The organism is Vibrio sp. 10N.222.55.A1 (genome assembly GCF_041473835.1).
Taxonomy (GTDB): domain Bacteria; phylum Pseudomonadota; class Gammaproteobacteria; order Enterobacterales; family Vibrionaceae; genus Vibrio; species Vibrio crassostreae_C.
In genome coordinates, this window is sequence record NZ_JBFRSX010000035.1 from 77,168 (window position 1) to 90,969 (window position 13,802).

Consider the following 13,802-nt stretch of genomic DNA (forward strand, 5'->3'; position numbering starts at 1 on the left):
CTTGTCTTGAGAAAGTTTTCGATCTTTAAATTGCCATTTTTCGTTCATTTAATCGTCACAAAAGCCAGTTAGCTTAATAATTGAAATCTGGTACATACCAATGTGTGGGGTGTGTGCCAACAACTGGAATGAATTTTTGAATATAGGTGCCTCTCGATAGGGCTTCTAGCTTTAACAACTTTAACTTTGGCAATTTTTAATTTTGGCAGCTTCTCACTTTAGAGTAGGGCCTGACTGGAGAAAATGATGAAAAACCGTTTTATGAAAGGATCACTTGCAGCATTAGTCACACTATTAGCTGGTAACGCTTATGCGGCACAGGAAGTGACGGTTTATACCGCTTTTGAAACTGACATCTTAGCGAAGTACAAAAATGCTTTTGAAAGCGAAAACCCAGACATCAACATCAAATGGGTTCGTGATTCAACCGGGATCATGACGGCAAAATTATTAGCTGAGAAAAACAACCCTCGTGCAGAAGTGGTGTGGGGCCTTGCGGGTTCTTCAATGGCATTGCTTAAAGAAGAGGGCGTCCTGAAACCTTATACGCCTCAAGGTGTAGAAGCGCTGCGCTCAAACCTCAACGATCCGCAATCTACTCAAGCTTGGTATGGCAACGATGCATTCTTCAATGCGGTTTGTTTCAACGAAGCGGTAGCGAAACAACTTAACCTACCAGCACCTAAATCTTGGGATGACCTAACCAAGCCTATCTACAAAGGTCATATTGCGATGCCAAACCCAGCGTCTTCTGGTACGGGTTATATGCAAGTGTCTGCTTGGCTACAAAACATGGGTGAAGACCAAGGTTGGAACTACATGCAGAAGCTAGACCAAAACATCGCTCACTACACGCACTCTGGTTCTAAGCCATGTGTTCAAGCGGGCATGGGTGAAGTCGCTATCGGTATTTCTATGGCGAGCCGTGGCGCTAAGCTGAAAACTCAAGGCGCGCCACTTTCAGTGATTACGCCTGAAGGTATCGGCTGGGAATCTGAAGCGGTAGGCCTTGTTAAGCCTTCTGATGCAGCACAACGTGTTATCGATTGGTCTATTTCTAAAGCGGCAAATGAGCTTTACATCGAAATGTACCCAGTTGTTGGTCACCAAGATGTGACAGGCAAAGCAGAGAACTTCCCTAATGTAGAAAAGAACATGGCAAAAATGGACTTCGCTCGCATGGGCAGTGAACGTGCAGACGTTCTTAAAACATGGTCTGAGAAGTTTGACGCTAAATCAGAGCCAAAATCTTAATCTGCTGAGCTTTTTAGTTCATGAGCTCCTTGGTTAATTATCTACCGAGCTTATTAGACACATGGTTTATTAGATATATGACTTATTAGACACGTAGTCATTAGATATGCAGCTCATTAGAAGTTAGAGATCAGTAAAGGAAGGCTTCGGTCTTCCTTTTTTAGTTTTACGCCTTTAGGTTTTAAGTAAGGTACAACAAATGACAAAGCACTACTCATATTGGTTCAAGCAAGCGTTAGAACAAGAGTTTGGCAACATCAATGAGGGGCTAGATTCGGCGAAGTCGCTCCAAAAAGACGTCAACTGTGATATCGCCATTGTTGGCGGTGGCTATACGGGTTTATGGACGGCGATTTTAATCAAACAACAGCAACCCGAAAAGCATGTTGTCGTGATTGAAAAAGGTCTATGTGGTAGCGGTGCTTCTGGTGCGAACGGCGGTTGCATGCTGACGTGGTCAACTAAGTATCCGACGCTGAAAAAGCTCTACGGAAAAGAACAAGCGAAATGGTTGGTTAAGGAATCGGAAAAGGTTATATACGAGATTGAAGCCTTCTGTAACGAACACAAGATTGACGCGCATCTATATCGAAGCGGTACTTACTACACGGCGACCAATGAAGCGCAAAAGGGTGGAATGGAGCCTGTTGTTAATGAGCTGGTTAAGCAGGGTATCAATAGCTGGAAGAAGTGCGACAATTCTTTGGCTGATAAAGCGGGATCTGATCGCCACATTGAGGGTTACTACTCAGAAGCTGCGGGTAGTGTGCAGCCAGCGTTATTGGCTAGAGGTTTGCGCCGAGTCGCGCTCGAACTGAGTGTCGAAATTCACGAAAACACAGAGATGACATCACTCGATTATGGCTCCCCAGCTCGAATTCAAACCAAAGGCGGTTCCGTATTTGCAGATAAAGTGATTTTGGCACTCAATGCGTGGATGCTCGATCACTTTAAAGAGTTCAAACGCAGCATTGTGGTTGTCTCTTCAGATATGGTGGTGACCAAGCCCATTCCGGAAAAGCTCAAGCAATTTGGCCCAGAGAAAGGGGTGGCGGTGGTAGATTCGCGTATCTTTGTCCACTACTACCGAGATACCCAGGACGGACGACTCATGTTGGGCAAAGGCGGCAATAAATTCTCGTTTGCGAATCAGGTTGAAAGCATGTTCAACCAAACGACTAACTACCTACCGATTCTCAATCAATCGTTTCAAAAATTGTTCCCTAAATTGGAACAAAGTGAATTCGATTACAACTGGTCTGGCGGCTCAGATCGTTCGGTCACCGGATTGCCATTTTTCGGTAATCTAAAAGGCCAAAGCAACATCTATTATGGGCTTGGTTACTCTGGAAATGGCGTTGCTCAAACCCGTATGGGCGGGAAGATTTTGTCAGCAATGGTACTCGATATCGACAATGCTTGGACGCGAAGCGGTTTAACTAAAGGCCCATTAGGACACTTCCCGCCAGAGCCATTCCGTTGGGTAGGTGCGATGATAGTGCGTGATGCGGTACGAAGAAAAGAGAACGCGGAAGATTCGGGTAGCACGCCATTGTGGCTAGATAAACAGTTATCCAAACTCGCAGGTGCGGCGGGCAAAGCCGACAAGGTTGAATCATAGATTAATCTAGCGTTTAAATTAGAAGTTTACATTGAGGCTCTCAGTGATTTATGGGCAAGTCACTGAGGGCTTTCAACGTTGAACTAACTTTCAATGTTGAACAAATAGCAATTTTTAATGCTTATTATATCTGCAATATAACTGTCATTTAGCTTCTATAAATTTGTCACTCAACTGCAATATTCTCAGTATAAATTTGGTATATACCATATAGAGAGTGCTGTAGTATGAGCAACCAAACTTATTTGAATATTGAAAACGTTGTAAAGCAATTTGGCCAATTTACAGCGTTAAAAGACATCTCCCTATCGATAGATAAAGGCGAGTTCGTCTGCTTCCTTGGCCCATCTGGCTGTGGAAAAACCACCTTATTACGTGCGATTGCAGGCCTAGACTTACCAACGTCAGGTTCTATTGAGCAGAACGGTAATGATACGACCTTCTTGCCACCAGAAAAGCGCGACTTTGGCATCGTGTTCCAATCTTACGCTTTGTTTCCAAATCTCACTGTGGAAGAAAACATTGCGATTGGTCTGAAAAACCAAGGCATGTCGACCAAAGAAGCCCTTGAGACGGTTGAGTCTTGGTTAGAGACCATTGGCTTACCAACGTCTGGTCAGAAATTTCCAAATCAGCTATCTGGTGGACAGCAGCAGCGTGTTGCTCTGGCTCGCGCATTAGCCTTGTCTCCAGGCTTGTTGCTACTCGATGAACCGCTTTCTGCGTTGGATGCGAAGGTAAGAACACACCTACGTGATGAGATCTGCCAACTGCAACGCAAATTGGGTATCACCACTATTATGGTGACGCACGACCAAGATGAAGCGTTAACGATGGCAGACCGTATTGTCGTGATGAATCATGGTGTTATCGAGCAGGTCGGTGCTCCTCAAGAGATCTACCAAAAACCTGTCAGTCGTTTTGTGGCTGAGTTTGTTGGTAGCATGAACTTTATTCAAGCTTCTGTTGCGGCTCAAGGCAAGATGCGTATTGCTGAGTCAATGCTGCCGTTACCTGGCTTAGATAATCTCACGCCAAATCTGGGTGATGTTTTTGATATTGCCGTTCGTCCAGAGCAAATCCAGTTTGTTGATCGTTTTAGTGAATCCTTGCCAGTGAGAATCGTATCAAGCGAATTCTTAGGGGCGTTTTATCGTGTTGAGTGTCAATTGCAACATGACTCAACGGCGAAAGAGATCATCGTTGATGTACCCGTCAAAGAGTTCAACCGATTGAAGCTGCGTCGCAGTGATATTCGTTACGTGGCGTTTGATCAAGAAGGCCTTAGAGCTTACTCATCGAAAAGCCTGCAAGTGATGAAAGACGAGGCGGCGTAATCAATCATGGAATCGACTCAAATGATGCAATCTAAGCTGCTAATTCAACGACGAGTACAACCTTTTCTGGCTCGGTTAAGCAAAGACAACGTAATTCTATTTGGGCTGTTGGCCTTTTTGTCTGTGGTCATGACGTTGTTTATCCTGATGCCATTGTGGGCAATGTTGAAAAAGAGTGTTCAGAACGCAGACGGTGAATTTGTAGGTTTACAGAATTTCGCTACGTATTTTGCGTCTCAAAGCCTGTGGCAGTCGGTAGGCAATACCTTCACGCTTGGATTGCTAGTGACCGTAATCGTGGGTGTCTTGGCGTTTGGTTATGCCTATGCGCTAACTCGTTCATGCATGCCTTTTAAGGGGCTTTTTCAAGTACTGGGTTCTGCGCCTATTCTTGCTCCGTCACTGCTTCCTGCAATCAGTCTTATCTTCTTATTTGGTAACCAAGGTATCGCTAAAGAAGTCTTGGGGGGCAACTCGGTTTATGGTTTGATTGGTATCTCACTGGGCTTGATATTTTGGACGTTTCCACACGCCTTGATGATTCTAACCACCTCATTAAGAACCTCTGACGCTCGCCTTTATGAGGCAGCACGTGCACTCAATACTTCATCGTTAAAAACTTTCTTTATGGTGACGTTACCTGCGGCAAAATACGGCTTGATCAGTACCCTGATCGTTGTGTTTACGCTGGTGGTTTGTGACTTTGGTGTGCCAAAGGTGATAGGTGGTAGCTACAACGTGTTATCGACTGACATCTTTAAGCAGGTGGTTGGTCAACAGAACTTCTCTATGGGTGCAGTAACCAGTATCTTGCTGCTATTACCTGCGTTGCTTGCGTTTACCCTTGACCGCTGGGTTCAAAAGAAACAAAAGAGCTTGTTTGATACTCGTTCTGTCGCGTACCAACCTGAACCTAGTTCACTACGTGATGGCTTATGTTTCCTTTATTGCACCATCATCTCTGCTGCTGTGGTTATTGTGTTGGGCATGGCGATATACGGTTCGATGGTCACCTTCTGGCCTTGGAACAAAGCGCTGACGCTAAACAACTACAACTTCGCAGAAATGAGTACTTATGGTTGGGCGCCATTCTTCAACTCCTTAACGCTTGGTGCTTGGACTGCGGTTATTGGTACTGTTCTGATTTTCTTAGGTGCATACTGCATTGAGAAAGGTCGCGCCTTCGGTCCTGTTCGTCAAGCGATGCAAATGCTCAGCGTTGTTCCGATGGCCGTTCCGGGTATGGTGCTGGGTTTGGGTTATATCTTCTACTTCAATGATTTGAGTAACCCACTTAACTTCTTGTATGGCACGATGGCGTTCTTGGTGATTAATACCGTGGTTCACTACTACACGGTAGGGCACATGACGGCGTTAACGGCATTGAAACAACTGCCTTCCGAAATTGAAGCAACAGCGGCTTCGGTAAACTTACCGCAATACAAGCTGTTCTTTAAGGTGACGGTACCTGTTTGTCTGCCGGCGATTTTAGATATTGCGACATACCTGTTTATTAATGCACTTACCACGACATCTGCGGTAGTATTCTTGTATTCTACCAATACGATTCCAGCGTCAGTATCAGTACTGAATATGGACGATGCAGGTCAAACCGGTGCAGCAGCAGCGATGGCGGTGATGATCATGATATCTGCAGCGAGTGCGAAGTTGATTCATATGCTAATCAACAAGTTATTCGATAAGCGCACCCAAGCTTGGCGTAAACGCTAGCGAACCACTTATATTGCAGTTGGCCAAGGAGTGGCTGACGACAAGAACAAGAATGAAAGGAAATGAAGTGCAGTACGTAAAAATCAAAGATGTCATCGTAGAGCAGATAGAGTCGGGGATGTTAACACCACGACAGAAGCTGCCTGCGGAACGTAAGCTGGCTGAATCGTTTGATACGACTCGAGTTACCTTACGCGAAGCCTTGTCTTCACTTGAAGCGGAAGGGCGCATTTATCGAGAAGACCGACGTGGTTGGTTTATCTCTCCCGAGCCGCTTCGTTACGATCCAACACAAACGCTGAACTTCACCAATATGGCTCTATCGCAGAATCGACAGCCGAAAACTGAGTTGGTGGCGGCGAAAGGAATGTTAGCAACCAAGGAGGCGACTCGGCTTCTTGAGTTACAACCTTTCTCGGACGTTTATCGAGTAGACAGAGTTCGTTATCTTGAAGATAGGCCGGTTGTGTATGTGACCAACTACATTCGACCAGAGTTGTTCCCTAACTTGCTTGATTATGACTTGTCTAAATCGTTGACGGACATCTACCGCGAACACTTTGGTGTGGTGTATCAGAAGATCCGTTACCGAGTGAGCACAACGTCTTTACTTGGCGAAACCGCGCAAGCCCTGCGTGCGACTTCTGGTTCTCCTGCAATGGTCGTAGAGCGTGTGAACTACAACCAAAACGGCGACCTGATTGACTGTGATATTGAGTATTGGCGTCATGACGCGATCAGTATTGAGTCAATCGCGCAGCTAGAGCGCTAGTCATACGTTATAACGTTGGCATATCTGCAATTATGCAGGATTGCCCAATTGAAACGCTCAAAGGTCTCTTATTCGGAGGCCTTTTTTATCACCTGTTGTCAGCCGTTGTGCTAATTCATCAATAATTTAGGAATGAAATGGAATTCTCTGCGATTGTAATCGTGATCATTTCGGCTTTGCTTCACGCGGGTTGGAACGTTCTAGGTAAATCTAATCAAGGCTCGGGCTCGTCTTTCTTTTTAGCCTCTGGCTTTGCCGCTGCCGCGATATTGACGCCTTACTTGATCTGGTATGTTCACAGTGTAGGGCTGTCAAATATCTTACTTCCATTCTGGCAACTGGTTTTCTTGAGTGGGATCTGTCAAATCATCTATTTAATCGGCTTAGGTGTAGCCTACAAGCAGGCCGATATTGGGGTGATTTACCCGATGGCACGAGCGCTGCCCGTGTTGATGGTGGGTTTAGGCACGGTGTTGATAGGCTATGAGCTGTCACCTAATCAATGGTTTGGCTTCACCTTGATTACCTTGGGTTGTTTGTTTGTACCACTTAAGAAGTTTTCAGATCTTAGGTTAAAAGCGTATCTCAACCTTGGCGTACTGTGGGCGTTAATCGCGGCCATTGGTACCACGGGCTATTCCATCATTGATAAAGAAGCGCTTCTGTTACTCGATCCTTTGAGCACACCAGTTATAACTAACAAGCACACCGCGATTTTCTACCTAGGTATCCAGTTCTGGGCAATTGTGATTCCGTTGAGTGTTTGGTTATTCGTAACCAACCAAAGAATCGAGTTTACTAATGCTTGGATACTGCGAAAGAAAGCCACGCTTGCAGGCATTATGATGGCTTCGACCTATGGCTTAGTGCTGTTTGCGATGACCATGACTGAAAATGTCAGCTTGGTTGTTGCTCTTAGGCAAGTGAGTATCATTTTCGGCGTAGTGATGGGGATCTACTTTTTAAAGGAAAAGTGGCACGCGACTCGCGGTGTAGGCGTCTCTCTAATTATTGCTGGCTTAGTTATCTCATTGACTTAAAAGCTCGCCGGAACGATTGGATATTTGTGCAGAGGCATCTATATTAAGCTAAATCAAAAACGCCCTTAGAGATACAAACTTCGTCAAGGGCGTTTTCTCTTTATCTAGTAAGAAGCTGTAGGTAGTAAAAGACTTAACCCGCTAAATCTTGAGCATCTTGCTGTTTCAACACTTTGTGGCCATCTTCAGTGACACCACGTTTCCAGTAGCTGCTGATGTAGATGTTCTCTTTCGCGACTTCTTTTTCGTTGCGGAAGTATTGTCTTAGCTCACGCATGCTTTCAAATTCACACGCTGTCCATATTGAAACCTGACCTTCTAACCATTCTGTGTTGCGCACGGTTTGTGAAAGTGACTCTGAGGTTTCATCTTCAATCAACCAGGTTACTTTGATACCTTGAGGAGTCTCAAGTACCTGCTTATCTGCTGCTGAGTTGATCTGAATGATAGCGTGCCCCGTTGCTGTTTCTGGGAGCGTTTTTACTTTTGCAGAAAGCGCAGGTAGGGACGTCATGTCTGCAACTAAGAAGAACCAGTCTGACTCTAGGTTAAGCCCCTGAATTAAACCAGGGCCAGCCACTGAAACCGTGTCACCCACTTTTGCGTTCATTGCCCATCGAGCCGCAAAACCACATTGCAAATCTGTAGTGATATGGCGAACAAAATCAACTTCAATCCACTGCTCTACAGGATTGTACTGACGAATGGTGTAAGTGCGCATGGTTGGGCGCTCACCTTCGTTTAGCTGGCTTAAATCAGTCGTGCCAAGTGGCGAGAATAAAAGCTTGATGTAGCCGCCGGCACATTCTGTTGGGTATTTACTTAATCCCTCACCGCTAAGCGTTATGCGCTGCATGTTTGGAGTAATTGTTGAGGTTTGAGTAACGGTTAATGTGATAGGGCTAGGCTTGCTCATATAAGGCTCTCTTAGATTTGGATTTCCACATCATAATCCTGAACTAAAAAACACTCAATACTAATAGTTATCATTTACTTTGATTTACACATGTACTACCTAACTTATACGACAGATCCTATTGAGAAACGGATCCTACAAAAAAGAGCCCTTTAGAAAACTAAAGGGCTCTTAGGATTGGTTTGACTCAGCGAACAGAATTAGCTGTTTGCTTGCTCTAGTTCAATCGTTTCTTCAGCGGCTTTCGCAGCTTCTAGCATCTTACGAATAATGAACGATGCTGCCATTGCGATACCTACCATCACGACGGCAAGAACAGTCAGCATTTGGAAGTAATCACCGTAAACCGTTTGCACGATCTCTTGTGTGATCTCTTGACCTTTCTCTAGTGCAATAGACGTTGAGAATACCGCGCCAACAATGCCTGATAGTGCGATAGCAACAGAGAACAAGCTTACTGAGAAGTTTTCAATGTGCTTAGGTGCAACAGACAGGATGAAGGCTACAACCATTGAACCTACAATCACTTCACCGAATGCTAGGAAGAAGTGAATCGCTAGGAAGACTTCTGGGCGGATCAGAATATCGTCACCAACTGTCGTTACTGCCATCGTAAGGATACCGAAAGCGATAGCCGTAAGGATGAAAGAGAAACCGACTTTGGTTGCAGTTGAGAAGTTAATGTTTTTCTTTTCTAGGTTAGAGAAGATACCCGCGATGATAGGGCCAGCAACCATACACCATAGTGGGTTCATTGCCATTGAAGCTTCAGGTGCGACAGGGATGAAACCAAATAGATCGCCACGCATTGTGTTGATCGCTACCATTGTCATCGAAGTCATCATCTGACCGTAGTACACGAAGAAACATGTCGTCAGGAATGTGATGATTAAGATAGTCCCCATTTTTAGCATGTCTGATTTCTTCGATTTCATCATCAAAGAGACAAAGTAGATGATCGCTGCACCACCGATTGCGTACACGATGTTTTGGCCAATATCCATGTTAGAGAACATGAAGAATACCAAGCCGATCATTGCTGCAGAAAGACCAAGGAACGCTGCCCAGTTTTTAGTGCTTACTGGTTTTTGGTCGATTTCAGCACTTGCTTCAACAAGGCCTTTGCGAACAAAGATCATCATCAGAAGCGCAGCACCGGCTAGCACCGCTGAAAGAAGGAAACCACCGTGGAAACCAACAACAAGTACTAGCATTGGGAACAGGTATTGGCCTAACAGAGCACCAATATTGTTTACTGAGTAGTTGATTGGGTAGCAGTTCTCAAAATCTTCTTGAGTTTTGAACGTGCGTTTGTAAAGACTTGGGTAAGAAGGGGACATCAAACCACGTGCATAACTTGCTAACGCAATACCACATAATGCCATCGGAACATTGGTTGCTGCTGCACCAAGTACCAGTAGAACGTAACCACTTGCGAACCCTAGGAAGGCAATGGTTAAAGATCGGTAGGCGCCTAAAAACTTGTCGGCGATAAAGCCACCTGCGATAGCAAATAGCGGTCCGATTGCAGAGAAAGCACCAACAACCATCATGGTGTCGGCTTCATTGTAGTTCAGATCTTCAAGGAAGAAACGAGTCAAGATCACCATGACGCCATAGAACGAAAGTCCGAACATCATTTGGCAGAACATCATTGATTTGTTTAATCTATTCCACATTATTTTATTCTCACGTTTGTATTAATATGTAGTGTAATTGCCCGATTATAATATCATTAGTAGTAATACATAAACTTAAACATCTGTCCCAAGCAGAACTTTACTCGATATATCTTTTCTTATGAGTGCATTCATATTTCTCATGAATGAGATTTGCAACGTTAGATTTTGCAAGTGGATGCATGGCGGTATGAAATTTAGCCATCATCATTTGTGGCTAAGTAATGAACTAATAAAGGGAAAGTTAGAGGTAGTCATTCTGTAAGTTATTTTGAGTGAGTATCACTTTCAATTAGCTGTTGGGCTTTAGCCAATAAAAAAGCCAGCTTGGTGGCTGGCTTTGTTGAGATATTGAAAACTAAGTTTACAAGAATGCTGTCTCTATAGAGGCTTTCTCCACTCGTGTTCCTGTCTTTTATTCACAAGGTGGTGCCATGTGGATCACGGCTAGGCCGCCTAGAGAAGTTTCACGGTACTTCTTGTTCATGTCTTTACCTGTTTGGTACATGGTCTCGATAACCTTGTCTAACGAGATAAGACACTTGCTGGTACGTTTCAATGCCATGCGCGATGCATTGATCGCTTTCATTGCACCCATTGCGTTACGTTCGATACATGGTACCTGTACTAGTCCGCCGATTGGGTCGCATGTCATGCCCAGTGAGTGTTCCATCGCGATCTCAGCGGCAATACAAATCTGTTCGTTGCTACCACCACGTAGGGCAGTTAGGCCTGCTGCGGCCATTGATGAAGAAACGCCGACTTCACCCTGACAACCTACCTCTGCGCCAGAAATCGAAGCGTTGGTTTTGTATAAGATGCCGATTGCGCCAGAGACTGCCAAGAAGTCTTTAAGCTGCTTGGTGTCTAGCTCCTTGATGAAACGATGGTAGTACATCAATACCGCAGGAATAACCCCAGCTGCACCGTTGGTAGGTGATGTAACGACCTGACCGCCCGCTGCATTCTCTTCACTCACGGCAAAGGCAAATAGGTTAATCCAATCCATGATCTCCATTGGATCGTTTTCAATCGAGGCATTCGCTTCAAGCTTTTTAAGCAGAGCAGGTGCTCGACGAGTGACTTCTAGGCCGCCATCAAGGATGCCTTCCGTGTCAAAGCCACGCTGCATACACAGAGACATCACCTTCCAAATTTGGTCGGCTTTCTGGTCAATCACATCCATACCTTGGAATGAAACTTCGTTACGTAGAATTAAGCCACCAAGGCTCAGTCCTTGTTGTTCGGATAGTTCAAGCAACTGATCAGCAGAAGAGAAAGGGAACTCAACTTGAGTTTCTGCTTCCTGTTTGCCGTTTTGTAGCTCATCAGCGGTTGCGATAAAGCCACCACCAATCGAGTAGTAGGTTTCCATATCCAGAAGGCTGCCGCTTTCGTTAAAGGCAGAGATAGTCATACCATTTTCATGCAGCGGAAGGTTGGTCTTGTGGAAGAGCAGATCGCTTTCTACATCGAAATAAATTTCATGGTTACCGCTAACCAATAGAGATTTATCTTCAATCGCCTTACGCATTGCTTGGTTAGCACTGGTGATTTTAATGGTGTCGGGGCGGTTACCTAGCAAACCTAACAAGGTTGCTCTGTCTGTGTGGTGACCAATACCCGTCAATGATAACGAGCCGTATAAGTCGATTTGAATACGCTTCACTTGCTTAAGCTGAGCATCAATTTTTTGGGTAAAGTTAAACCCAGCGATCATTGGTCCATTTGTGTGGGAGCTGGATGGTCCAACCCCAATTTTGTAGATATCAAAAATAGACAGCATAGTAACTTCCTGTGAAGACGGTTCGATGGACGAACTCTGTGTAAAATTTGTATTTGGTTAGTTGCACTTCTTTGAGTGAACCTGTTCTGTGGGTGAAACAGCTATGCGATAGAGCGTATTCATTGATTGAAAGGGCTCTTTTATCGACTAGTGCTAACAAGCATAGAGCGATGAAATACAAGAGCGTGCTATGTTTGCTGTAAAGCGACACGTTTATTCTTGTATTACCTAAGATGTCGCTATCAATAGTGAGCATTATTGCGAGCAACATATAAGAATTTCAAAATACTTTTGTTAACAAGTATTGTATACATAATTCACTCCATCTAATCCCCAAAACGAGACTTGAACATAAAATGAGCATTAATCACCTCCTTATTGTGCTGGGTAAGCGACTTAATGAGAATAAATTGACTGATGAAGGAATCAGTCGAGTTGATGCTTTGGTTGAGTATCTGGCGGAGCCTTTGGTAGAAGAGTCGAATCAGCAAACTGCGGTAGCATTTTGTGGTGGGCTAACAAAAGGGCAAACACTGTCTGAAGCCGACGCGATGCACCAGTACTTTAGAAAGCTTGAAAAGCAGCGTGAACATCCGTTTTCTTTAGGGGCGATTTTGCTCGAGCAGCACTCGACCAACACTGTCGAGAACATACAGAACTTGGCCTCAGAGATGATTGCAAGCGGGCTGTTTACTCGCGGGCAAAGTGTGCAAGTGACATTCGTTTCGAATGACTACCATTTACAACGTATATTCGAGATTCAATCGCTCATGGGCGAGCAAGGTTTGCTTAAAGTTCTCATCGAGAAGTGTTCCGCACTTGGGGTAGAGCAGCAAATAGATCGCAGGTTGGAGGCTCATGTTGCGGTGCCATACCCACATCAAAGTGCTCAGGGGCAATTGTTTCTGTTGATGGACGTACTGACGACCTACCGAGTTTATCTTGAAGGTGTTTGTGCGGGCGCATTTAAGCGAGATTTAGAGTTGGTTAGACGAGAGCCAGAAAGACTGTCTTTGGAAGCATTGATTACTGCCAAAGAGCTCGTTGGACGTTCATCTGACTTTGACATTGTGGAGAGTTTACTCCCAGCATTGGAGCGCTGTATCCAGCAGACTTCAGTGGGTACCGATGTAAAAAAAGTCAGGGAATACCTAGCTCTACTAGATACTAACCTGACTTTATTGAATCGTTATTTAGATCCGGAATCGGATCACACACATCGCTGGTGGCGATAGGTGATTATTTCTTTCTCGTGATGCCAATAACGGTCTTTAAACTCGCAAAGGCAATCAGACAGTAAGCTAGAAGCTTAGTGCTTTCTTCAGCGATGTTTTTAACCGCTCGAACGTAATCATCGCCCATAACATTGTGCCAGAAGGCTCATGTGTTTTTTTACAGTGATTAACTTTGGTTTTCTGAATCTTGCTCATGGTTATTGCGGTAGTACTCCCACTGTTCAATGCGCTCGCCGTCATCGAATACACAGTAAGTTGTACGCTGATTGTTTTCAGTAACCGTGTCTAATTCACCGTCCTGTTGAACACAATAAACCGCTGCTGGGTTAGCGACTGAAACACGTTGGCCCTCGCTATATTCTGCATAGTCGTTTGCACAACCGCCTAATACAACGGCACATACAGCCATCAAACCAATTTTCTTCATGTCT

The 13,802-nt window shown here is 44.7% G+C and carries 11 protein-coding genes; 7 read left to right on the forward strand and 4 right to left on the reverse strand.

The features are described 5' to 3' along the window. The first annotated feature begins 243 nt into the window (after positions 1-243). The 6 genes from AB4493_RS11780 to AB4493_RS11805 all read left to right on the forward strand — a co-directional run bounded on the left by AB4493_RS11780 (position 244) and on the right by AB4493_RS11805 (position 7,755). Positions 244-1,254, forward strand: coding sequence for a putative 2-aminoethylphosphonate ABC transporter substrate-binding protein (locus tag AB4493_RS11780; RefSeq protein WP_372155010.1), 1,011 nt, complete (start codon positions 244-246; stop codon positions 1,252-1,254). A 199-nt stretch (positions 1,255-1,453) separates the two neighbouring features. Next, positions 1,454-2,875, forward strand: a complete 1,422-nt coding sequence (locus AB4493_RS11785; RefSeq protein ID WP_372155011.1) for an FAD-dependent oxidoreductase — start codon at positions 1,454-1,456, stop codon at positions 2,873-2,875. A gap of 227 nt (positions 2,876-3,102) precedes the next feature. Continuing rightward, positions 3,103-4,212, forward strand: a complete 1,110-nt coding sequence (locus AB4493_RS11790; protein WP_017067332.1) for a putative 2-aminoethylphosphonate ABC transporter ATP-binding protein — start codon at positions 3,103-3,105, stop codon at positions 4,210-4,212. Between the two features lie 21 nt (positions 4,213-4,233). Next, positions 4,234-5,943: a putative 2-aminoethylphosphonate ABC transporter permease subunit gene (locus AB4493_RS11795; RefSeq protein ID WP_372155013.1), complete on the forward strand. Its 1,710-nt coding sequence runs from the start codon at positions 4,234-4,236 to the stop codon at positions 5,941-5,943. 67 nt (positions 5,944-6,010) lie between these two features. After that, on the forward strand, positions 6,011-6,715 hold the full coding sequence (gene phnR, locus AB4493_RS11800) for a phosphonate utilization transcriptional regulator PhnR (protein ID WP_029235340.1): 705 nt from the start codon (positions 6,011-6,013) through the stop codon (positions 6,713-6,715). Positions 6,716-6,852: 137 nt separating this feature from the next. After that, positions 6,853-7,755, forward strand: coding sequence for a multidrug transporter (locus AB4493_RS11805; protein WP_372155015.1), 903 nt, complete (start codon positions 6,853-6,855; stop codon positions 7,753-7,755). Positions 7,756-7,888: 133 nt separating this feature from the next. Here the strand turns inward: AB4493_RS11805 and AB4493_RS11810 are convergent, their stop codons facing one another. The 3 genes from AB4493_RS11810 to AB4493_RS11820 all read right to left on the reverse strand — a co-directional run bounded on the left by AB4493_RS11810 (position 7,889) and on the right by AB4493_RS11820 (position 12,136). Continuing rightward, positions 7,889-8,671, reverse strand: a complete 783-nt coding sequence (locus AB4493_RS11810) for a siderophore-interacting protein (protein WP_017070633.1) — start codon at positions 8,669-8,671, stop codon at positions 7,889-7,891. 200 nt (positions 8,672-8,871) lie between these two features. Next, on the reverse strand, positions 8,872-10,350 hold the full coding sequence (locus AB4493_RS11815; protein ID WP_080582209.1) for a peptide MFS transporter: 1,479 nt from the start codon (positions 10,348-10,350) through the stop codon (positions 8,872-8,874). A gap of 415 nt (positions 10,351-10,765) precedes the next feature. After that, entirely contained in the window at positions 10,766-12,136 is a 1,371-nt protein-coding gene (locus AB4493_RS11820; protein ID WP_017059518.1) for an L-serine ammonia-lyase, read from the reverse strand. A 356-nt stretch (positions 12,137-12,492) separates the two neighbouring features. Here AB4493_RS11820 and AB4493_RS11825 point away from each other — a divergent pair, with 356 nt between their 5' ends. Continuing rightward, on the forward strand, positions 12,493-13,371 hold the full coding sequence (locus tag AB4493_RS11825) for a YdcF family protein (protein ID WP_017064809.1): 879 nt from the start codon (positions 12,493-12,495) through the stop codon (positions 13,369-13,371). Between the two features lie 166 nt (positions 13,372-13,537). On the opposite strand, the gene AB4493_RS11830 is transcribed toward AB4493_RS11825, so the two are convergent. Beyond that, complete coding sequence (locus AB4493_RS11830; RefSeq protein ID WP_017059521.1) at positions 13,538-13,798, reverse strand: DUF333 domain-containing protein; 261 nt, start codon at positions 13,796-13,798, stop codon at positions 13,538-13,540. Between the last annotated feature and the right edge of the window lie 4 nt (positions 13,799-13,802).

Excerpts from the sequence above, each read along its gene's own strand:
- AB4493_RS11795 (WP_372155013.1), top strand. The coding sequence starts at position 4,234 with ATGATGCAATCTAAGCTGCTAATTCAACGACGAGTACAACCTTTTCTG.
- AB4493_RS11810 (WP_017070633.1), bottom strand. The coding sequence starts at position 8,671 with ATGAGCAAGCCTAGCCCTATCACATTAACCGTTACTCAAACCTCAACA.
- AB4493_RS11830 (WP_017059521.1), bottom strand. The coding sequence starts at position 13,798 with ATGAAGAAAATTGGTTTGATGGCTGTATGTGCCGTTGTATTAGGCGGT.
- AB4493_RS11785 (WP_372155011.1), top strand. The coding sequence starts at position 1,454 with ATGACAAAGCACTACTCATATTGGTTCAAGCAAGCGTTAGAACAAGAG.
- AB4493_RS11805 (WP_372155015.1), top strand. The coding sequence starts at position 6,853 with ATGGAATTCTCTGCGATTGTAATCGTGATCATTTCGGCTTTGCTTCAC.
- AB4493_RS11820 (WP_017059518.1), bottom strand. The coding sequence starts at position 12,136 with ATGCTGTCTATTTTTGATATCTACAAAATTGGGGTTGGACCATCCAGC.
- AB4493_RS11815 (WP_080582209.1), bottom strand. The coding sequence starts at position 10,350 with ATGTGGAATAGATTAAACAAATCAATGATGTTCTGCCAAATGATGTTC.
- AB4493_RS11825 (WP_017064809.1), top strand. The coding sequence starts at position 12,493 with ATGAGCATTAATCACCTCCTTATTGTGCTGGGTAAGCGACTTAATGAG.
- AB4493_RS11780 (WP_372155010.1), top strand. The coding sequence starts at position 244 with ATGATGAAAAACCGTTTTATGAAAGGATCACTTGCAGCATTAGTCACA.
- AB4493_RS11790 (WP_017067332.1), top strand. The coding sequence starts at position 3,103 with ATGAGCAACCAAACTTATTTGAATATTGAAAACGTTGTAAAGCAATTT.